Source organism: Nocardioides sp. YIM 152588, assembly GCF_040191335.1.
GTDB lineage: Bacteria > Actinomycetota > Actinomycetes > Propionibacteriales > Nocardioidaceae > Nocardioides.
This window is the reverse complement of sequence record NZ_JBEGDJ010000007.1, coordinates 57293-78561: the sequence shown is the minus strand read 5'-3', so window position 1 is coordinate 78561 and position 21269 is coordinate 57293. Positions and strand designations below refer to the sequence as shown.

15 protein-coding genes are annotated in these 21269 nt (G+C 70.3%); all 15 read right to left on the bottom strand.

Annotation, left to right across the window (positions count from 1 at the left end; all coding sequences use genetic code 11):
* Positions 1-2: 2 nt before the first annotated feature.
* Positions 3-1265 carry a geranylgeranyl reductase family protein gene (locus ABLM29_RS05895; RefSeq protein WP_349713035.1) on the bottom strand — a complete coding sequence of 421 codons (1263 nt, stop codon included), beginning with the start codon at positions 1263-1265 and terminating at the stop codon, positions 3-5.
* Between the two features lie 141 nt (positions 1266-1406).
* Positions 1407-5267 (bottom strand): DNA-directed RNA polymerase subunit beta', encoded by a 3861-nt coding sequence (locus ABLM29_RS05890; protein WP_349713034.1) that lies wholly within the window; start codon positions 5265-5267, stop codon positions 1407-1409.
* Positions 5268-5391: 124 nt separating this feature from the next.
* Positions 5392-8913, bottom strand: coding sequence for a DNA-directed RNA polymerase subunit beta (gene rpoB, locus ABLM29_RS05885; protein ID WP_349713033.1), 3522 nt, complete (start codon positions 8911-8913; stop codon positions 5392-5394).
* A gap of 264 nt (positions 8914-9177) precedes the next feature.
* Positions 9178-10020 carry a J domain-containing protein gene (locus tag ABLM29_RS05880; RefSeq protein WP_349713031.1) on the bottom strand — a complete coding sequence of 281 codons (843 nt, stop codon included), beginning with the start codon at positions 10018-10020 and terminating at the stop codon, positions 9178-9180.
* Positions 10017-10745: a hypothetical protein gene (locus tag ABLM29_RS05875; RefSeq protein WP_349713029.1), complete on the bottom strand. Its 729-nt coding sequence runs from the start codon at positions 10743-10745 to the stop codon at positions 10017-10019. The genes ABLM29_RS05880 and ABLM29_RS05875 overlap by 4 nt, the downstream gene beginning before the upstream one ends.
* Before the next feature lie 10 nt (positions 10746-10755).
* Positions 10756-12069 (bottom strand): MlaD family protein, encoded by a 1314-nt coding sequence (locus ABLM29_RS05870; RefSeq protein WP_349713028.1) that lies wholly within the window; start codon positions 12067-12069, stop codon positions 10756-10758.
* Positions 12066-13568, bottom strand: a complete 1503-nt coding sequence (locus ABLM29_RS05865) for an MCE family protein (RefSeq protein ID WP_349713026.1) — start codon at positions 13566-13568, stop codon at positions 12066-12068. The genes ABLM29_RS05870 and ABLM29_RS05865 overlap by 4 nt, the downstream gene beginning before the upstream one ends.
* Before the next feature lies 1 nt (position 13569).
* Positions 13570-14715, bottom strand: coding sequence for an MCE family protein (locus ABLM29_RS05860; RefSeq protein WP_349713025.1), 1146 nt, complete (start codon positions 14713-14715; stop codon positions 13570-13572).
* Positions 14712-15686, bottom strand: a complete 975-nt coding sequence (locus ABLM29_RS05855; RefSeq protein ID WP_349713024.1) for an MCE family protein — start codon at positions 15684-15686, stop codon at positions 14712-14714. Before ABLM29_RS05855 ends, ABLM29_RS05860 begins: the two co-directional genes overlap by 4 nt.
* Before the next feature lie 7 nt (positions 15687-15693).
* Positions 15694-16728 carry an MCE family protein gene (locus ABLM29_RS05850; RefSeq protein ID WP_349713023.1) on the bottom strand — a complete coding sequence of 345 codons (1035 nt, stop codon included), beginning with the start codon at positions 16726-16728 and terminating at the stop codon, positions 15694-15696.
* Entirely contained in the window at positions 16728-18038 is a 1311-nt protein-coding gene (locus ABLM29_RS05845) for an MCE family protein (RefSeq protein ID WP_349713022.1), read from the bottom strand. The genes ABLM29_RS05850 and ABLM29_RS05845 overlap by 1 nt, the downstream gene beginning before the upstream one ends.
* A 4-nt stretch (positions 18039-18042) precedes the next feature.
* Positions 18043-18870, bottom strand: coding sequence for an MlaE family ABC transporter permease (locus ABLM29_RS05840; RefSeq protein WP_349713021.1), 828 nt, complete (start codon positions 18868-18870; stop codon positions 18043-18045).
* Between the two features lie 4 nt (positions 18871-18874).
* Positions 18875-19636, bottom strand: a complete 762-nt coding sequence (locus ABLM29_RS05835; protein ID WP_502889176.1) for an MlaE family ABC transporter permease — start codon at positions 19634-19636, stop codon at positions 18875-18877.
* Between the two features lie 28 nt (positions 19637-19664).
* Positions 19665-20609 carry an ABC transporter ATP-binding protein gene (locus ABLM29_RS05830; protein ID WP_349713018.1) on the bottom strand — a complete coding sequence of 315 codons (945 nt, stop codon included), beginning with the start codon at positions 20607-20609 and terminating at the stop codon, positions 19665-19667.
* 258 nt (positions 20610-20867) lie between these two features.
* The gene (gene rplL, locus ABLM29_RS05825; RefSeq protein WP_349713017.1) at positions 20868-21257 is read right to left on the bottom strand and encodes a 50S ribosomal protein L7/L12; all 390 of its coding nucleotides are present in this window, start codon (positions 21255-21257) and stop codon (positions 20868-20870) included.
* Positions 21258-21269: the final 12 nt, after the last annotated feature.

Here is a 21269-nt window from a genome sequence, read left to right as displayed (position 1 = left end):
ACTCAGGAGAACGGCGGACGCGCGTCCCGGGCGATCGACCTCGCCCCCGCCCAGCGCCACACCCGCGCCGCCCGGTCCCGGTCCTCGTCGGTGACCAGGTTGCCCATCCAACGCAGGGCGAGCGTCATCAGCAGGTCCGAGCGCATGCCGAGCGGCCCCGCGGCCGGCAGCAGCCGCGGCACGGTGACCAGCCCGGCCAGCCGGCGTGCGATGGAGAACGCCTCGCCGTAGTGCTGCCGCAGGATCTCGGGCCAGACCGCGGAGAGGTCGACGTTGGGCGCCTCGGTGAACACCTCGGCGACCAGCCGGCCGGTCTCCAGGCCGTAGTCGATGCCCTCGCCGTTGAGCGGGTTGACGCAGCCGGCGGCGTCGCCGATCAGCGCCCAGTTGGGCCCGGCCACGTTCGAGACGGCGCCGCCCATCGGCAGCAGCGCCGAGGTCGGCCGGCGCAGCTCCTCGCCGAGGCCGAAGGTCTCGCGGTGCTGGTCGGCGTAGATGCCCATCAGCGGCTTGATCGCCACCTCGGCGGGGCGCTTGGCGGTGGCCAGGGTGCCGACGCCGAGGTTCATCTCCCCCGCGTCCGCGCCGAGCGGGAAGAGCCAGCCGTACCCGGACAGCACCTCGCCCGCCGGACCGCGCAGCTCCAGGTGCGAGCTGATCCACGGGTCGTCGGCCATCGCCGAGGTCACGTACGAGCGGCCGGCGACGCCGTACACGGTGTCGCGGTGCCACTCGCGGCCGAGCACCTTCCCCAGCGGCGACCGTACGCCGTCGGCGACGACCAGCCGGGTGCACTCGATCTCGAACCGCTCGCCGTCGCGGCCGCCGCGCTCGAAGACCACGGCCGCCACGCGGCCGCCCTCCATCCGGGCGTCCACGGCCCGTGCGCCGTCGATCCCGAGGGCGCCGGACTTGAGCGCGGTGGTCCGCAGGTGGTCGTCGAGCTCGGTCCGCGCGACGGCGCTGCCCCAGTCGGGCAGGCTGCCGCCGGGCCACGGCAGGTGCAGCGTCTGACCGAAGCCGTGGGCGCGCAGGCCCTGGTTGACGGTGTGGCTGCGGAGCCAGTCACCGAGCCCGAGGCGCTCGAGCTCGCCGATGGCGCGCGGGGTCAGCCCGTCGCCGCAGGTCTTGTCCCGCGGGAAGACCGCGGCGTCGGCCAGGACCACGTCCATCCCGAGCCGGGCCGCCCAGGCGGCGGCCGCGGATCCCGCCGGTCCGGCCCCGACCACCAGGACGTCGGTGCGGGTCGGTGCGTCGGTGGTCATGGCGACATCTTGTCAGCACGTCGTTGCGGCTCCGGGACGTGGCCGCGATCTGGGGCGCGCGCAACTCACGACTCGCGCCGAAAAGACGGCCGAGGGCCGCCCAGGGAGTGGATCCCCGGACGGCCCTCGCCGTGACTGGACTCAGTTCGAGTAGGAACCGAAGTCGAAGTCGTCCAGCGCGACGGCCTGGCCGGCGGCACCGAACTCGTAGTCGTAGGCCTCGTAGCCGGTGACGGCGTAGGCGGCCTGACGGGCCTCCTCGGTCGGCTCGACCCGGATGTTGCGGTACCGCTCGAGGCCGGTACCCGCCGGGATCAGCTTTCCGATGATCACGTTCTCCTTCAGGCCACGGAGGCTGTCGGAGCGGCCGTTGATCGCGGCGTCGGTGAGCACCCGGGTGGTCTCCTGGAAGGAGGCCGCCGAGAGCCACGACTCGGTCGCGAGCGAGGCCTTGGTGATGCCCATGAGCTCCGGACGACCCGAGGCCGGGCGACCGCCCTCGGAGACGACGCGCCGGTTCTCCTGCTCGAACCGCGAGCGGTCGACGAGGTCGGAGGGCAGCAGGTTGGTGTCGCCCGACTCGAGCACGGTGATCCGGCGCAGCATCTGCCGCACGATGATCTCGATGTGCTTGTCGTGGATCGACACGCCCTGGCTGCGGTACACCTCCTGGACCTGGTCCACCAGGTGCTGCTGCGTGGTGCGGACACCCAGGATGCGCAGCACCTCCTTCGGGTCCTCGGTACCGGCGGTCAGCTTCTGGCCGACCTCGATGTGGTCACCGTCGTGCACCAGCAGGCGCGAGCGGCGGGAGACGACGTACTCCTTGACCTCGCTGCCGTCGTCCGGGGTGACCAGGACCTTGCGGGCCTTGTCGGTCTCCTCGATCTCCACGCGGCCGGCGGCCTCGGAGATCTGCGCGTAGCCCTTGGGGGTACGCGCCTCGAAGAGCTCGACGACTCGCGGCAGACCCTGCGTGATGTCGTCCGCGGAGGCGACACCACCGGTGTGGAAGGTACGCATCGTCAGCTGCGTGCCGGGCTCACCGATGGACTGCGCGGCGATGATGCCGACGGCCTCGCCGATGTCCACGAGCTTGCCGGTGGCCAGCGAGCGGCCGTAGCACTTCGCGCAGGTACCGGTGTGGGCCTCGCAGGTCAGCACGGAGCGGACCTTGACCTCGGCGATGCCGGCGGCGATGAGCTCGTCGATCTTGACGTCGCCCAGGTCCTCACCGGCACCGGCGAGCACCTCGCCGGTCTCCGGGTGCGGGATCTCGACGGCGGCGCTGCGGGCGTAGGCCGCGGTCTCGGCGTTCTCGTGCTTGACGACCGTGCCGTCCTCGAGCACCTCGCCGATCACCTTGGGCAGGCCGCGCTCGGTGCCGCAGTCCTCCTCGCGGATGATGACGTCCTGCGACACGTCCACCAGGCGACGGGTCAGGTAGCCCGAGTCGGCGGTCCGCAGCGCGGTGTCGGCCAGACCCTTGCGAGCACCGTGCGTGGAGATGAAGTACTCCAGGACCGAGAGGCCCTCACGGAAGTTCGCCTTGATCGGGCGCGGGATGATCTCGCCCTTCGGGTTGGCCACCAGACCACGCATGGCGCCGACCTGGCGGATCTGGTTGAAGTTACCCGAGGCGCCCGAGTAGACCTGCATGTAGATCGGGTTCGCGGGCTGAGCCTTGAAGGCGTCCTCCATCGCGTCACCGACCTTCTTGCCGGCCTCGGTCCAGATCTCGATGAGCTCCTGGCGGCGCTCGTCGTCGGTCACCAGACCGCGCTCGAACTGCTTCTGGATCTTGGCGGCCTTGGCCTCGAAGTCGGCGAGGATCTCGGACTTGTTGTCCGGGGTCGTCACGTCGGCGATCGAGACGGTCACGCCGGAGCGGGTCGCCCAGTGGAAGCCGGTGTCCTTCAGCGCGTCCAGCGACGCCGCGACGACGACCTTGCCGTAGCGCTCGGCGAGGTCGTTGACGATCGCGCCCAGCTGCTTCTTGCCCACCTCGTAGTTCACGAAGGGGTAGTCGGCCGGCAGGGTGTCGTTGAAGATCGCGCGACCCAGCGTGGTCTCGAGGATCGCGACGTCGGGGACGTCCGAGCCCTCGACGACCGCGTCGTCGAAGCGGATCTTGATCTTGCTCTGCAGCGTGATCTCGTTGCGGTCGTACGCCATGATCGCCTCGGCCTGCGAGGAGAAGACCCGGCCCTCACCGACGGCGCCGGGGCGCTCGGTGGTGAGGAAGAACAGGCCGATGATCATGTCCTGGGTGGGCATGGTCACCGGACGGCCGTCCGACGGCTTCAGGATGTTGTTGGTCGAGAGCATCAGGACCCGCGCCTCGGCCTGGGCCTCGGCGGACAGCGGGAGGTGCACGGCCATCTGGTCACCGTCGAAGTCCGCGTTGAACGCGGTGCAGACGAGCGGGTGGATCTGGATGGCCTTGCCCTCGATCAGCTGCGGCTCGAAGGCCTGGATGCCGAGGCGGTGCAGGGTGGGCGCACGGTTGAGCAGCACCGGGTGCTCGGTGATGACCTCTTCGAGGACGTCCCACACGACCGGGCGGGCGCGCTCCACCATCCGCTTGGCGGACTTGATGTTCTGCGCGTGCGACAGGTCGACCAGGCGCTTCATCACGAACGGCTTGAAGAGCTCCAGCGCCATCTGCTTGGGCAGACCGCACTGGTGCAGCTTCAGCTGCGGACCGGACACGATGACCGAACGGCCCGAGTAGTCCACGCGCTTGCCGAGCAGGTTCTGACGGAAGCGACCCTGCTTGCCCTTGAGCATGTCGGAGAGCGACTTCAGCGGCCGGTTGCCCGGGCCGGTGACGGGACGACCGCGGCGGCCGTTGTCGAACAGCGAGTCGACGGCCTCCTGGAGCATCCGCTTCTCGTTGTTGACGATGATCTCCGGCGCGCCCAGGTCGAGGAGTCGCTTGAGCCGGTTGTTCCGGTTGATCACGCGGCGGTACAGGTCGTTGAGGTCGGAGGTCGCGAAGCGGCCACCGTCCAGCTGCACCATCGGACGCAGGTCCGGCGGGATGACCGGGACGGCGTCGAGGACCATGCCCTGCGGCTTGTTGCCGGTCTTGCGGAACGCGTCGACGACCTTGAGCCGCTTGAGGGCGCGGACCTTGCGCTGGCCCTTGCCGGTGGCGATGGTCTCGCGCAGGTTGTCGACCTCGGCCTCGATGTCGAAGCTCTCGAGGCGCTTCTGGATCGCCGTGGCGCCCATGTGGCCCTCGAAGTACTTGCCGAACCAGGTCTTCATCTCGCGGTAGAGGACCTCGTCGCCCATCAGGTCCTGGACCTTGAGGTTCTTGAAGGTCTCCCAGACCTCCTCGAGGCGCGAGAGCTCGTTCTCGGTGCGCTTGCGCAGCTGCGCCATCTCGCGCTCCGCGCCGTCCTTGACCTTGCGCTTCTGGTCGGACTTGGCGCCCTCGGCCTCCAGGGTCTCGAGGTCGCCCTCGAGCTTCTGGGTGCGGTCGGCGATCGCGACGTCGAGGCGGCCCTCGATCATCTTGCGCTGCTGGCCGATCTTGGCCTCGAGCGAGGAGAGGTCGCGGTGGCGGGCCTCGTCGTCGACGGCGGTGATCATGTAGGCCGCGAAGTAGATGACCTTCTCGAGGTCCTTCGGGGCCAGGTCCAGCAGGTAGCCGAGGCGGCTCGGGACACCCTTGAAGTACCAGATGTGGGTGACCGGGGCGGCCAGCTCGATGTGGCCCATCCGCTCGCGGCGGACCTTGGAGCGGGTCACCTCGACGCCGCAGCGCTCGCAGATGATGCCCTTGAAGCGCACGCGCTTGTACTTGCCGCAGTAGCACTCCCAGTCCCGGGTGGGACCGAAGATCTTCTCGCAGAAGAGGCCGTCACGCTCGGGCTTGAGCGTGCGGTAGTTGATGGTTTCCGGCTTCTTGACCTCGCCGTGGCTCCAGGTGCGGATGTCGTCCGCGGTGGCCAGGCCGATCTGAAGCTGGTCGAAGAAGTTAACGTCAAGCACGGGGCTGTGAGTCCTTCGTTAGTTCTTTGAAAGTGAGGCTGGGGGACTGACGGGGGAGGTCGCGCTGCGCGCGGCTGCCTTTCGATTCCGGAAGGTCAGGCTCGCTGCGCTCGCGACCTCCCGGTCAGACTTCTTCGACGCTCGAGGGCTCGCGACGCGACAGGTCGATGCCGAGCTCCTCGGCGGCACGGAAGACGTCGTCCTCCGCGTCGCGCATCTCGATGGCCGTGCCGTCCTGGGACAGCACCTCCACGTTGAGGCAGAGCGACTGCATCTCCTTGACGAGAACCTTGAACGACTCGGGGATGCCGGAGTCGGGGATGTTCTCGCCCTTCACGATCGCCTCGTAGACCTTGACGCGGCCGGGCACGTCGTCGGACTTGATGGTGAGCAGCTCCTGGAGGGCGTAGGCGGCGCCGTACGCCTCCATCGCCCAGACCTCCATCTCGCCGAACCGCTGGCCACCGAACTGGGCCTTACCGCCCAGCGGCTGCTGCGTGATCATCGAGTACGGGCCGGTCGACCGGGCGTGGATCTTGTCGTCGACCAGGTGGTGCAGCTTCAGGATGTACATGTAGCCGACCGAGACCGGGTCCTTGAACGGCTCGCCGGAGCGGCCGTCGAACAGGTTGGCCTTGCCGCTCTCGCCGATCATCCGGACGCCGTCGCGGTTCGGCAGGGTCGAGCCGAGCAGGCCGGTGATCTCGTCCTCGCGGGCGCCGTCGAAGACCGGCGTCGCCAGCTTGGTGTCCGGCTCGGCCGAGTCCGCGCCGATGGCGGTCAGGCGCTGGGCCCAGTCCTCGTCCTGCAGGTCGGCGTCGATGTGCCAGCCCTGCTTGCCCAGCCAGCCGAGGTGCAGCTCGAGGATCTGGCCGATGTTCATCCGTCGCGGCACACCCAGCGGGTTCAGCACCACGTCGACCGGGGTGCCGTCCTCCATGAACGGCATGTCCTCGATCGGCAGGATCTTGGCGATGACGCCCTTGTTGCCGTGGCGGCCGGCGAGCTTGTCACCGACGGAGATCTTCCGCTTCTGCGCGACGTAGACGCGCACCAGCTGGTTGACGCCCGGCGGCAGCTCGTCGCCCTCCTCGCGGTCGAAGACCCGGACGCCGATGACGGTGCCGGACTCGCCGTGCGGGACCTTCATCGAGGTGTCGCGGACCTCGCGCGCCTTCTCACCGAAGATCGCGCGGAGCAGCCGCTCCTCGGGGGTCAGCTCGGTCTCGCCCTTGGGGGTCACCTTGCCGACGAGGATGTCACCGGTGGTGACCTCCGCGCCGATCCGGATGATGCCGCGCTCGTCGAGGTCGGCCAGCATCTCCTCGGAGACGTTCGGGATGTCCCGGGTGATCTCCTCGGGGCCCAGCTTGGTGTCGCGGGCGTCGACCTCGTGCTCCTCGATGTGGATCGAGGTGAGGACGTCCTCCTGCACCAGGCGCTGGCTGAGGATGATCGCGTCCTCGTAGTTGTGGCCCTCCCACGGCATGAACGCCACGAGCAGGTTGGTGCCCAGCGCCATCTCGGCCATGTCGGTGCACGGGCCGTCGGCGACGGGCGAGCCGACCTCGAGCCGGTCACCCACCGCGACCAGCGGGCGCTGGTTGATGCAGGTGCCCTGGTTCGAGCGCTTGAACTTGGCCAGCTTGTACGTCGAGTACGTGCCGTCGTCGTTCATGGTCTCGACGAGGTCAGCGGAGACCTCCTTGACCACACCGGCGGCGGTCGCGGTGACCACGTCGCCGGCGTCGACCGCAGCGCGGTACTCGATGCCGGTGCCGACGATCGGGCTGTCCGACTTGATCAGCGGGACGGCCTGACGCTGCATGTTGGCGCCCATGAGCGCGCGGTTGGCGTCGTCGTGCTCGAGGAACGGGATCAGCGCGGTCGCGACCGACACCATCTGCCGCGGCGAGACGTCCATGTAGTCGACCTCGCCGGCCGGGACCTCGGAGACCTCGCCGTCGCGCTGGCGGACCAGCACACGCTCGTCGACGAAGCGGAAGTTGTCGTCGAGCACGGCGTTCGCCTGCGCGATGACGTAGCGGTCCTCGTCGTCGGCGGTCAGGTAGTCGATCTGGTCGGTGACGACACCCTCGACGACCTTCCGGTACGGCGTCTCCACGAAGCCGAACGGGTTGATCCGGCCGTAGGAGGCGAGTGAGCCGATCAGGCCGATGTTCGGGCCTTCCGGCGTCTCGATCGGGCACATGCGGCCGTAGTGCGACGGGTGGACGTCTCGGACCTCCATGCCGGCGCGGTCACGGGAGAGACCACCGGGGCCCAGCGCCGAGAGGCGGCGCTTGTGGGTCAGGCCCGCGATCGGGTTGGTCTGGTCCATGAACTGCGACAGCTGCGAGGTGCCGAAGAACTCCTTCAGCGCCGCGACCACCGGGCGGATGTTGATCAGGGACTGCGGCGTGATGGCCTCGACGTCCTGGGTGGTCATCCGCTCGCGGACCACGCGCTCCATCCGGGCGAGGCCGGTGCGGAGCTGGTTCTGGATCAGCTCGCCGACGGTCCGCATCCGGCGGTTGCCGAAGTGGTCGATGTCGTCGGCCTGGACCTTGATCGGCTTCTCGTCGGGGCCGAGCACGACCTCGCCGCCGTCGATCAGGTCGGGGGCCTCCGCAGGGGCGCCGGCCGCGTGGAGCTGGACCAGGTAGCGGATGGTCGCGACCATGTCCGCGATGGTCATCGTCTGCTGGTCGAACGCCTCGTCCGTGCCCAGCTTCTTGTTGATCTTGTAGCGACCGACCTTGGCCAGGTCGTAGCGCTTGGGGTTGAAGTAGTAGTTCTTCAGCAGGGTGAGCGCGGCCTCGCGCGTCGGCGGCTCGCCCGGGCGCAGCTTCCGGTAGATGTCCAGCAGCGCGTCGTCGGGACCCTGGGTGTTGTCCTTCTCCTCGGTCAGCTGGATCGACTCGAACTGACGCAGGTCGGCCATGACGGCCTCGTAGTCGTACAGCTCACCGGTGTCCTCGGCGATCGCCTGGAGGGCCTTGAGCAGGACGGTGACGTTCTGCTTGCGCTTGCGGTCGAGGCGGACGCCGACCAGGTCGCGCTTGTCGACCTCGAACTCCAGCCACGCGCCACGGCTCGGGATGAGCTTGGCGGTGTAGATGTCCTTGTCGGAGGTCTTGTCGGCGCTGCGCTCGAAGTAGACGCCGGGGGAACGGACGAGCTGGGACACGACGACCCGCTCGGTGCCGTTGATCACGAAGGTGCCCTTGGGGGTCATGAGCGGGAAGTCGCCCATGAACACGGTCTGGCCCTTGATCTCGCCGGTCTCGTTGTTGGTGAACTCGGCCGAGACGTAGAGCGGCGCGGAGTAGGTGAGGTCCTTCTCCTTGCACTCGTCGACCGTGTACTTCGGGTCGTAGAAGACCGGGTTCTCGAACGAGAGCGACATGGTCTCGGAGAAGTCCTCGATCGGCGAGATCTCCTCGAAGATCTCGGTCAGACCGGACTTGTCCGAGACGTCCTCACCCGCGGCACGCCGGGCGTCGACCCGGGCCTGGTGGGCGTCGTTGCCGATCAGCCAGTCGAAGCTGTCGGTCTGGAGGGCGAGGAGCTGGGGGAGCTCCAGAGGTTCACTGATCTTCGCGAAAGAGATGCGGGGCTTACCGGGAGTGGTGCGCGCGGCCAAGAGTTGTCCTTCGACGGGTTTCGCCTTCGAGAGCGCCGACCGACCACTTCCCCGGCCACCGGACAGGCCAGAGAGCATATGAGGGCAGGCGCAAAGCGCCACATTACCCGACTCGAGCGCGCGACACAATATCGGCATGCGCCCGGTCAAGGGTACCCCGGAGAACCCTGCGGAGGATCATGCGCCGGAGTCGTTGCCAGGTCAAGCACTTGCGCGAAATCGGGCGCGTTGCGCGGGGGTCTCCGCGCGTGCCCGCCGCCCGCCTCAGCTACAGTCGCCCTCGGTGCAGATGTCGTCCAGCAGCCACTCCCCGCCGTCCCGGACCAGGGTCAGCGTGGCCCACATCTGCAGCGTGAACGGCTCCGCGCCCTTCTTCTCCACGTGCTGGTCGATGAACGCCACGACGGTCGCCCGGTCGCCGTCCGCGGCGACCCGGGTGAGCGCCACCGACGGTGCGTCGGCGGTGACCACGACCTTCTGCCGGCGGGCCTCCTCCGTCAGCGCCGACCACGAGCTGGCCTGGCGGCCCGCCATGGCATCGGTCATGTGCGCCTGGATCCGGGTCAGGTCCTCGTCCATGGTCCGGTAGTCGTAGCCGAGCAGCGGGACGATCGTGTCGGCCGCGGCGACCTGGGCGGAGGCCCCCGCGTCCTGGGCCGCCTCCGCGGCCTCGGCCGCCCCGGCCGGCGTGGTCTCCGCGCGGACCCCGGGCAGCGTCAGCACCCAGGCCGCGACCAGGACCGCGAGCGCCGCGGCGGCGCCGGCGGCCCAGAGTCCCCAGCGCGACGCGGCGGCCGCCGTCGCGGGCTCCTCGACCGGCTCCCCGACGGGCTCGTCGGCCGGCGCCTCGGCCGGCTCGTCGACCGGCGCCTCGGCCGGCGCCTCGGCCGGCTGGTCGGCCGGCTGGTCGGCCCGCTGCGTCGCCAGCTCGGCGTCGTACGACGCCCGCCGGGCGTCGTCGAGCAGCACGGCCGCCGCGTCGCTGTAGGCGCGGAAGCGCCGGTCGGTGGGATCGAGGTCGGCCACGGCGCGCCTCCACGCCGCCCGCACCTCGCCCTCGGTCGCGGACTCGTCGACGTCGAGCACGTCGTAGAGGTTGAGGCTCACCGGTCCCCCTCCTGCGTCGCACCCTTGCCCGGGGACGGCTCCGAGGAGGGCTCCGGCGTCGGCTCGCCCGTCGGCAGCCCGCCGGGCAGCCCGGCACCGGACTGCGGCGAGGACTGCGCCAGCGGGGGCAGGTCGTCGTCGACGTCGTCGAGGTCATCGACCAGCCACTCGCCGTGCTGGCGCACCAGCGAGACCTGGTAGCGGAACCGCTCGGGGTCGAACTCGATCCAGGCCTTCTTCTTGTCCGGGTCGGGGTAGGAGAACGTCGCGACCCCGGCGACCAGCAGCTCCGCGGAGTCGTCGTCCTGGGCGGCGATGCCGACGGCGTACACGTCGGCGCGGCGCCGGATCGAGAGCTGGGCGACGGTCTGCTCGGCGTAGCCGACGTTGCTCTCGAAGACGCCGCCGAACCTGGCCGTCATCGTCGAGGTGAGCCCGGCGTACTCGGGCATCGTCCCGTCGTCGGCGAGCAGGTCGGGCCCGTAGGTGTTGAAGCGGCGCACGAAGTCGCCGGCGACGCCGAGCAGCTCCTCGCGCTCGACGCCCGGGTCGGCGGCCGGCTCCCGCAGGGCCTGGACCCGCTCGATCGGCCCGCCCTCGGCGGTCGCGGTCCACACGGTCGCCACGGCGACGCCGGCGGCGACCACCGCGACGGCGACCAGCAGGACCAGCACCGGCCGGCGCCAGGCGGGAGGGGGCGGGGTCGGTGATGCGGAACGACTCACGCGCACCGCCCTAGCGGTCCAGCAGCGGTTGCAGGTACAGCCACGTCCACGAATCCCCTCCCAGCGACGGCGGCGCCACGCTACCCGCGCGGGCCTCGTTCCCGGCCGAGGCGCCGCCCGGCGCGCCCCAGGTCAGCTCCCCGGTCTCGATGTCGTACGCCGCGACCGGGGTGCCGGCGCCACCGGTCAGGTCCGGGACGACCCGCGGCAGGTTCTGCGGGCCGCGGGCGTTGCTCTCGGTGATCGGCTCCGTGCACCCGGCGTCCATGTTGAGCGGCACGTCGGCGCCCTCGTTCGGCCCACGGCGGTCGGTCGACTCGTACCCCTCGCGGCACAGGTGGTGGCCGCCCTCGGTGGGCAGCTCCATCGCCAGCGACAGGCCGAAGTGGGCGTCGTAGTAGCCGCTGCCGGGCGACTTGGCGACGACGGTGAAGGCGCCGGCGACGGCGTAGGGGTAGAGGATCAGCAGCTGCTGCACGCCGGGCAGGTTGGCGACCACGATCTCCCCGGTGGTCACCAGGTTGCGCAGCAGCGAGGAGAGCTTGACCCGGTTCTGCTCCAGCAGCGTGCGCAGCTGGTCGGCGGCCAGGGAGCCGGAGTCGATCACCGTGCGCAGGTCCTGGTCGGCCCCGGCCAGCGCGGAGCTGAAGAGCGACAGGTCGCGGGCGAACGTGCGCAGCGAGGACTCGCTGGCCACCTGGCCCTTCAGCACGGTGTTGCCGTCACGGATCAGCGCCGTGGTGAGCTCGAAGTTCTCGTCGGCCATCCGGATGAAGTCCTCGCCGGTGTCGAGGATCCGCTGCAGGTCCTCGCCGGTCCCGGCGAAGGCCTCACCCAGCGCCTTGACGGTGGTGCGCAGCGACTTCTCGTCGACGCTGGAGAGGGTGGCGGCGACGTCGCCGAGCAGCTTCTCGGTGGCGACCGGGGTGGCCACGTCGTCCAGCTCCGAGCCGTCCTGGAGGTAGGGGGCGGCGTCGGTGCGGGGCTGCAGCTCCAGGTACTGCTCGCCGACCGCGGAGCGGTTGCCGACGAGGGCGGCGGCGTCGCTGGGGATCTCGTCCCAGGCGTTCTCGATCTCCAGCACGATGTCGACGCCGTCCTCGGTGAGCCGCAGCTCGGAGACCTCGCCGACGCCGACGCCGCGGTAGGTCACCTCGGCACCGGCGAAGATGCCGCCGGACTCCGCCGAGTGCGCGACGACGGTGTAGGTGCGGTCGACGACCAGCCGGTCCAGCCGCGCGTAGCGGGCGCCGACGTAGGCGACCCCGACCGCCGTGATGATCGCGAAGACCAGCAGCTGGACGCGGGTACGACGGGAGATCACCGGCCCTCACCCCCGACCGTCAGCGGGCCGCCCATCAGGCGCAGCAGCCCGACGTCGTACTTGTCGTCGAAGTCGTCCCAGGCCTGCTCCTCGGCCTGCTCCTCGGCCTGCGCCCGGGCGTCCGCGGCGGGGGCGACCCGGTTCAGCCCGAACAGGCCGGAGAGCCCGGAGGAGAGCCGCTCGGCGAGCCCGCCGGTGGTCTCCTCGACCCGGTCCCGAAGCGACCCGGCGGTCTCGCCGGCGCCGCCGGTGTCTGCCTGGCGGGCGTCGGCGCCGAGCAGGTCGCAGACGAGGCGCAGCCCCAGCCCGTCGCAGATCGAGCGGAGGATCCGCTGCGGCAGGCTCGCGCAGGCGGTCAGGTCCACCGGCGTCGAGGAGCACCCCTCGAGCTTCGTGCGGGCGCCGCCGCACAGGTTCTCCAGGCCGAGCAGGCTGGCGATGGGGAGGTCGGGCAGCGCCGTGACCGGGAGGCACGCCAGGTCGGTGAGGCCGAGGGCGTCGAGGTCCACGTCGACGTCGAGGGAGAGGTTCACGTAGTCGCCCATGTGCAGGTTGCGCGCCACCTGGGGGTCGCGGCCGACCGACTCGTCGACGAACGGGAAGGTCACGAACGTGCTGAAGGCGCGGACGAAGGAGTCCCCGGCGGCGTCGATCTGGGTCAGCACCGGCTCGAGGTCGCGGAGGATGTCGACGGTGTCGGACCGGACCTCGCGGATCACCCGGGTGCCGACGTCGCCGAGCCGGTCGAGGCCCCGCAGCATCGCGACCAGGTCGTCGCGCTGCCGGTCCAGCGAGTCCAGCGCATCGGGCAGCTCCTCGAGCGCGAGGTCGATGCTGTCGGTGTGCTGGCGGGCGGTGGCCGCGAGCCGGTCGACCGACTCGATCGCGTCGACGATGTCGGCCTTGCGGCCGTCCAGCTGCGAGACCAGGGTGTCGACCTGGGTGAGCACCGAGCGGGCCGTGTCCTCCCGGCCGTCCAGGACCAGGTTCACCTCGCGGGTGATCGACTTGAGCTGCGCGACGCCGCCGCCGTTGAGGATCAGGCTGAGGGCGCCCAGCACCTCCTCGACCTCCGGGTTGCGGCCGGTGGCGGAGAGCGGGATGTCGTCGCCGTCGCCCAGGGAGCCGCGCCCACCCTTGGCCGGCGCCTCGAGGGAGACGAACTTCTCGCCGAGCAGGCTGGTCTGGCGGATCGCGGCGAACGGGTTGTCGGGGAGGCCGGTGTCGTTGCGCAGCCGCATGCTGACCACGGCGTGGGTGCCGTCGAGCTCGATGTCGGTGACCTCGCCGACCGTCACGTCGTTGACCTTCACCGACGACTGCGGCACCAGGTCGAGCACGTCGCGGAACTGGGCGGTGACCTCGATCGGGTCCTCGCCGACGTCGGGCCCTCCGGGCAGCGGCAGCGCGTAGACGTCGAAGCCGCACCCGGTGAGCAGCACCGCGCCCGCGACCATGGCGACGCCGGCCCGCAGCCTCGCTCCCATCCGCCCGCGCACGTCAGTCCACCTCCACGAGGCCGTTGAGGGTCGGGTCGTAGGTCGCGCCGCTCCAGCTGCCCGACCCGAACGGGGAGACCCGGCCCAGCGGCAGCCCCTTGATCAGGTCGCACAGCTCGCCGTCGGTGTCGGCGCCCGACACGATCGCGCAGAGCACCGTCTTCGGGTTCTTGATCGCCTCGGCGACCAGGTTGGTGAGGTTCGCGTTGGTGTCGAGCGTGCCGGCCTGCGGGTTGTAGGTCAGCGCCAGGTTGTTGATCGCCAGCGGGCCGTTGCGCAGCACCTGGTCGACCTCGTCGCGGCGCTTGACCAGCACCTTCGCGATCCGGTCCAGGCCCGCGATGTTGCGGCTCAGCGCGCCGCGGTTCTCCTGCACGAAGCCGCTGACCTGGTCGAGGGCCACCCCCAGGTTGCCGAGGGCCGCGGTCAGCTCCTGGCGCTCGTCGGCCAGCAGGGTGGAGACGTCGCCCAGCGAGCGGCTGAACTCGCGGACCGTGGTGTCGTTCTCGGCGAGCGTCCTCACGAACGACTCCAGCCGTTCGGCGGAGCCGAACAGCTCCTCCTTGTTGTCGTCGAAGGTGGCGCTGAGGTCGCCGAAGTCCTTGATGGTCCGGTGGAACGCGGCGCCCTGACCGCCGAAGTTCCGGGCGGTCTGGTCGAGCAGGTCGCTGACGGCACCGTTCTTGTTGGCGCCGTCGGGGCCGAGCGCGACGCTGAACCGGTCGAGGCTGTCGTAGATGTCGTCGAGCTCCAGCGGCACCGCCGTGCGGTTGGCGTCGATCACCGCCGCGTCGGCCATCACCGGCCCCGAGGTGTAGGCGGGCGTCAGCTGGATGAACCGGTCGCCGACGACCGAGGGCGAGACGATCACGGCCTCGGCGTCCGCCGGGACCCGGACCTGGTCGTCGTAGCGCAGCACCACCTTGACCCGGGTGCCCTCGGGGACGACCGACTCGACCGTGCCGACCGAGACCCCGAGCACCCGCACGTCGCTGCCCTCGTAGACCGAGACGGTGCGCGGGAAGTAGGCGGTGGCGGTCTTGGTCCCGGCCGCGGAGCCGACCATCCAGACGGCGCCGACGACCACCAGCGCGACGACGATCAGCACCGGGAGGTTGCGGCGGGCGAAGGCGAGGAGGGCGCTCATTCGATCCCCGCATCCGGGCCGGGGATCGGCGGCAGGTTGTAGATGTAGGTGTCGAACCAGGGGCCGTTGCCCAGGGTGCTGGCGAAGACCCGGTAGAAGGGCGCCGCGAGCCTCAGCGAGTTGTCCAGGTTGTCCTCGTTCTTCACCAGCACGTCCACCACCGACTCCAGGTGGTCCAGCGCCGGCTTCAGGTCGCCGCGGGTCTCCTTCACCAGGCTGGTCAGCTCGGTGCTCAGGTCCGAGGTGGCGACCAGCAGGTCGTGGATCGCCTGGCGCCGCTCCAGCAGCGCACGGAAGAGCACGTCGGCGTCGTCCATCAGCGCCACGATCTCGTCGTCGCGGGCGTCCAGCACCGCGGAGACCCGCTCCAGGTTGGTCAGCAGCGAGTTGATCTCCTCGCTGCGCGAGGCGACCACCGTGGAGAGCTCGGAGACGCCCTTGAGCGCCGCCCGGAACTCCTCCGGGGTCTCGCGGGTCAGGTCGGCCAGTGTGGTCAGCGCGTCGGCCAGCTGGTCGGTGTCGATCTTCGCCGAAGTCTCGGCCAGCCCGGTGAACGCGTCCACAACGTCGTACGGCGCCGAGGTCCGCGCCACGGGGATCGTGGCGTCCTCGGCCAGCTCGCCGGAGCCCGACGGCTCCACGGAGACGTACATCGAGCCGAGGATCGTGCCGACCTTGATCGCGGCGCGGGTGCGCCCACCCAGCTCGGCGTCGGTCCTCACCCGGAACCCGACCCGCACCACGTCGCCGGCCAGCTCGATCGAGTCGACCTGGCCGACCCGCACGCCGGAGATCCGGACCTCGTCGTTGACGGCGAGGCCGCCGGCCTCGGAGAACTCGGCGTAGTAGGTGTCTCCCCCGCCGATCAGCGGCAGGTCCTGGGCGCGCAGCGCGGCCAGCACCACGAACAGCAGGACCGCGATGCTGACGGCCCCGACCACGACGGGATTGCGCTCCCGGAACGGCTTCATCGTCGCCTCACCCCAACGAGCACCGCTCGGCCCCCACGTCGATGACCGGTCGGGCCAGGACCGAGTCGTCGCTGCGGAGGGTGATGACCAGGTGGCAGAGGTAGAAGTTGAACCAGGAGCCGTAGGTGGCGGTGCGGCCGATCTTGTTCAGCTTGATCGGCAGCACCTGGAGCGTCCGGTCGATCTCCGCGCGGCCGCGGTCGAGGTTGCCGGCGACCTTGCGCAGCTGCGCGACGTCGGCGACCAGCGGCTCGTGGATGTCGTCGGCCAGCGACGCCGTCTGCACCGCCAGCGCGGAGATGCTGTCGAGGGAGGAGAGGATCGCCCGGCGATCGTCCTTGAGTCCGCCGACGAGGGTCCGGAAGCTGCCGATCAGGCGGGTCAGCTCGCGGTCGCGGTCGGCGACGTGGTCGAGCACGTAGTCGAGGTTGTCGAGCAGGTCGCCGATCACCTGGTCCCGGTCGGCGAGCGTCTGGGTCAGCGACGCGGTGCTGGCCAGCAGGCTCTCCACCGTGCCGCCCTCGCCCTGGAAGACCTGGATGATCTCGGCGGAGAGCTGGTTGATGTCGTCGGGCGAGAGCGCCTGGAACAGCGGCTTGAAACCGTTGAACAGCACGGTCAGGTCGACCGACGGCTGGGTCCGCTGGATCGGGATCGCCTGGCCCTCGGCCAGCGCGCGGTCCGAGGTGCCGTCCTGGGTGAGCGCGATGTAGCGCTGCCCGAGCAGGTTGCGGTAGCGGATGGTGGCGTGGGTGGCGTCGTCGAGGCGCAGGTCCTGGTCCACCGAGAAGGTGACGACCGCACGGTTCTCCTCGCCGAGGGCGACGCCCTCGACCGTGCCGACCCGCACCCCGGCCATCCGCAGGTCGTCGCCCTTCACCACGCCGGTGGCGTCGGTGAAGACGGCGCGGTACTCGGTGGTGCTGCCGAAGGAGAGGTTGCCGATCGTGGCCACCAGGACGCTGGTGGCCAGCCCGGTGACGACCACGAAGACCAGCAGCCGGACCAGGTCGCCGGAGGTGCGCTTGTCCAGGCGCGCCATCACCGCTCACCCCCCGTGCCCGCCGGGCCGCCGGTGGAGCCGCCCGCGGCCAGCGTGGGGGCGGCGAGCAGCAGGTCGAGGTCGCCCGCGCCGTCGTAGGAGGTGTCGAGGAAGTCGCGCAGCAGGCCCAGGTCGGTCGGGTCGCCGCTGAAGCCGGTCGTGCCGCCGGCGTCGGCGAAGCCGGGCGCGACGCGGATCGTGCCCTTGCCGGTCGGCCGGTCCACGCCGTCGTCGAAGTTCGGGAAGTCGTCGAACGGGTTCGCCTGGGAGCCGACCGGGGACGGCAGGCCGAGGCAGTCGGGCGGGTTGTCGGCGCCGAAGTGCGGGCGGTCGCCCTCGTCGTACTCGCGCGGCTGGTTCGGCAGCAGCTCGAGGATGATGTGCAGCTCGAAGCCGCGGAACGCCTCGCCCAGCCGGCTCTGCACCACGTCGATGCCCTGGGGCAGGCAGCGCAGCAGCGGCGAGTAGCGGGCCAGCACCCGGGTCTGCTGCGACGTCAGGTCCGTCAGGTCGACCAGGGTCTGCTCGTTCTCGGCCAGGAAGACCCGCGCGGTGTCGGCGAAGGAGCGGACGTCGCGGAGCACCTGGTTGAGGGCGGTCTCCTTGGCCTCCAGGGTGCCGGTGGTCCGCACCGTGTCCTCGAGGATCTGCGCGACGTCGGGGAGGATGTCGGCGTAGGTGTCGGAGACCCGGGCGGTCAGCCGGACGTCCTCGAGCAGCGCCGGGATCTCCGGGTTGATCTTCTTCAGGTAGGCGTCGAGCGTCTCCATGCTCTCGCCGAGCTGCTCCCCGCGGCCCTCGAGCGCGGTGGAGATCGCGGAGAGGGTGGCGTTGAGGTCGGCCGGACGGACGGCCCGCAGCAGCGGGTAGAAGTCGGCGAGGACCTCCTCGACCTCGGTGCTGACCTCGGTGCGGTCGATCACCGCGCCGGCCGCGATGGTGCCCGAGGGGCCGGAGTCCGGGATGATCAGCGCGACGTACTTCTCGCCGAAGAGGGTCTTGGGGACGATCGCGCCGGTGACGTTGGCGGGCACCACGTCGGCCTGGTCCGGGTAGAGGCCGAGCGTCACCTCGGCGCCGTCGGGGCCGCCCGCGCTGGTGCCGAGCACCTCGCCGACGATCACGCCGCGGATCTTCACGTCGGCCCGGTCGCCGAGCTGCAGCCCGATCGTGGAGGTGCGCAGGGTGACCTCCTCGTAGTCGGCGAACTTCTTCGTGAACGCCGCGTAGGTCAGGTAGACCGCCGCGAGCATCAGCGCGATGAAGACGACGCCGAGCACCCTCGGCATCGCGAGCAACCTGTCCGTCATCGGCTCACCCGGCCAGCCGGACGGTCGTGGAGGCCCCCCAGATGGCCATCGAGAGCAGCAGGTCGACGACGTTGATGGCGACGATGCTGGTGCGGACCGCGCGACCCACCGCGACGCCCACGCCCGCCGGCCCGCCCGAGGCGGTGAAGCCGTGGTAGCAGTGGATCAGGATCACGATCACCGAGAAGACGAGCACCTTGGCGAACGACCAGAGCACGTCCTCCGGTGACAGGAACGCGTAGAAGTAGTGGCCGTAGGTGCCCGACGACTGGCCGTAGACCTGCGTCACCACCAGCCAGCTGGCCAGGTACGACGCCAGCAGGCCGACCACGTAGAGCGGGATGATCGCGATCAGGCCGCCGACCACGCGCGTGCCGACCAGGTACTGCATCGAGGGGATCGCCATCACCTCGAGCGCGTCGACCTCCTCCGAGATCCGCATCGCGCCGAGCTGGGCGGTGAAGCCGCAGCCGACCGTCGCGGCCAGCGCGATGCCGGCGACCAGCGGCGCGATCTCGCGGGTGTTGAAGTAGGCGGAGACGAAGCCGGCGAACGCGGAGGTGCCGAGCTGGTCCAGCGCGGCGTACCCCGACAGCCCGACCTGGGCACCGGTGAAGAAGGTCATCCCGACGATGACGCCGACGGTGCCGCCGATGACCGCGAGGGCGCCGGTGCCCAGGGTCGACTCGGCCAGCAGCCGCATCACCTCGTGCGGGAACCGCATCGCCGACCGGGGCAGGCTGATCAGCACCCGCAGGTAGAACGCCAGCTCGTTGCCGAGCGTGTCGAGCCCCCGGAGCGGCCGCTGGTAGATCGCCTTCACGTTCGCCATCGGGTCACCCGCCCTTCGGTGGCACGACCTGGAGGTAGATCGCGCTCAGGACGAAGTTGACGAGGAAGAGCAGCAGGAAGGTGATCACGACGGACTCGTTGACCGCGTCGCCGACGCCCTTCGGCCCGCCGGCGGCGTTCATGCCCTTGTAGGCGGCGACGATCGCGGCGATGAGCCCGAAGATCAGCGCCTTGATCATCCCGATCCACACATCGGGCAGCTGGGCCAGCGCGGCGAAGCTGGCCAGGTAGGAGCCCGGCGTGCCGTCCTGCAGCATCACGTTGAAGACGTAGCCGCCGGCCACGCCGACCACGCTGACCATGCCGTTGAGGAAAACCGCGACCAGCATGCAGGCGAGCACGCGCGGCACCACCAAGCGCTGGATCGGGTCGATGCCGAGCACCATCAGGGCGTCCAGCTCCTCGCGGATCTTCCGGGCGCCGAGGTCGGCGGCGATCGCGGACCCGCCGGCGCCCGCGATCAGCAGCGCGGTCGCGATCGGACCGGCCTGCTGGATCACCGCGAGCACCGACGCGGAGCCGGTGAACGACTGCGCGCTGAACTGCTTGATCAGGCCGCCGACCTGAAGCGAGATCACCGCACCGAACGGGATCGCCACCAGCGCCGTGGGGACGATCGTCACCGAGGCGATGAACCAGGCCTGCTGGATGAACTCGCGGAGCTGGAACGGACGCCTGAAGAGGCCGCGCACCACGTCGAGGCCGAAGGCGAAGAGATTGCCAGCGATCCCGACCGGAGCGAGCACCTTTGCCGTGGTCGAGGACAAGGGCCGCTCAGCTCAGTGCGGCTTCGGGGGTGAAGGACCCCGGCGGCGGGGAGATGCCGTTGTCACGGCACCACTCGCCCGGCGGGCGCTGGCCGCGGCGCGGGATGCCGTTGGACGGCTCCAGCTGCAGCGCGATCGGCGGCAACGGCGGGAGGTCCATGTCCTTCTCCGCCAGCAGCTCGTCGGCGTCCTTCTCCTCGGACATGCCGATCGGGCCGACCCGCTGGGCGTTGAGGAACTGCCGGACCACCGGCTCCTCCGAGCTCAGCAGCATCTCGCGGTGGCCGAACATCGCCAGATGCTTGTGGTAGAGCAGGCCCAGGTTGTCCGGCACGGTGCGCGCGGTGTTGATGTCGTGGGTGACGATCAGGAACGTCGCGTCGATCTGCGCGTTCAGGTCGACGATCAGCTGGTTGAGGAACGCGGTGCGGACCGGGTCCAGGCCGGAGTCGGGCTCGTCGAAGAGCACGATCTCGGGGTCCAGCACCAGCGCGCGCGCCAGGCCGGCGCGCTTGCGCATGCCGCCGGAGATCTCGCCCGGCAGCTTGTCCTCGGCGCCGAGCAGGCCGACCAGGTCCATCTTCTCCATGACGATGTCGCGGATCTCGGACTCGGACTTCTTGGTGTGCTCGCGCAGCGGGAAGGCGACGTTGTCGTAGAGGTTCATCGAGCCGAACATCGCGCCGTCCTGGAACAGCACGCCGAACAGCTTGCGGATCTCGTAGAGGTCATTCTCCGAGCAGGAGGCGATGTCGGTGCCCTCGATGACGATCGAGCCGCGGTCGGGCTTGATCAGCCCGATCAGCGCCTTGAGGAAGACGGACTTGCCGGTGCCGGAGGGGCCGAGCATCACGCAGATCTCGCCGGCGGGGACGGTGAGGCTCACGTCGGCCCAGATCAGCTGCTTGCCGAACGACTTGGTCAGGCCGTCGACCGCGATCTCCACACCCATCTCGTGTCCCTCTCCTCGCTACTCCCCTACGACCGGGCGCCCCCCAGCGCAGCAAGCGAGCCCGGCGACACCCTTACTGAGGAGTACAACGCGGGCCCGGCGGGCAGGTTACGGCGAATCCGTGGCGCGCGTCACGTAGTTGCAGACGGGGCGCCACGGCCGGTCGGCCCCCGCCGTACAAAAACGCATCGGGCCGCCAGGAGAGAACTCCTGGCGGCCCGATGGGCGTTCACGCTGCCCGGCAGACCGGGCGCGAGGTCACTTGAGGGTGACGGAGGCGCCGGCGGCCTCGAGGGCCTCCTTCGCCTTGTCCGCGGCGTCCTTGCTGACCTTCTCGAGGATCGGCTTCGGGGCGCCCTCGACGAGGTCCTTCGCCTCCTTCAGGCCGAGGGAGGTCAGCGCGCGGACCTCCTTGATGACGTTGATCTTCTTGTCACCAGCGGCCTCGAGGATGACGTCGAACTCGTCCTGAGCGGCCTCCTCGGCGGCCTCGCCGGCACCGCCGGCGGCCGGGGCGGCGGCCACGGCGACCGGGGCGGCCGCGGTGACGCCGAAGGTCTCCTCGAACTGCTTCACGAACTCGGAGAGCTCGATGAGGGTCATCTCCTTGAACGCGTCGAGGAGCTCGTCGGTGGTGAGCTTCGCCATGGTGGCGTCTCC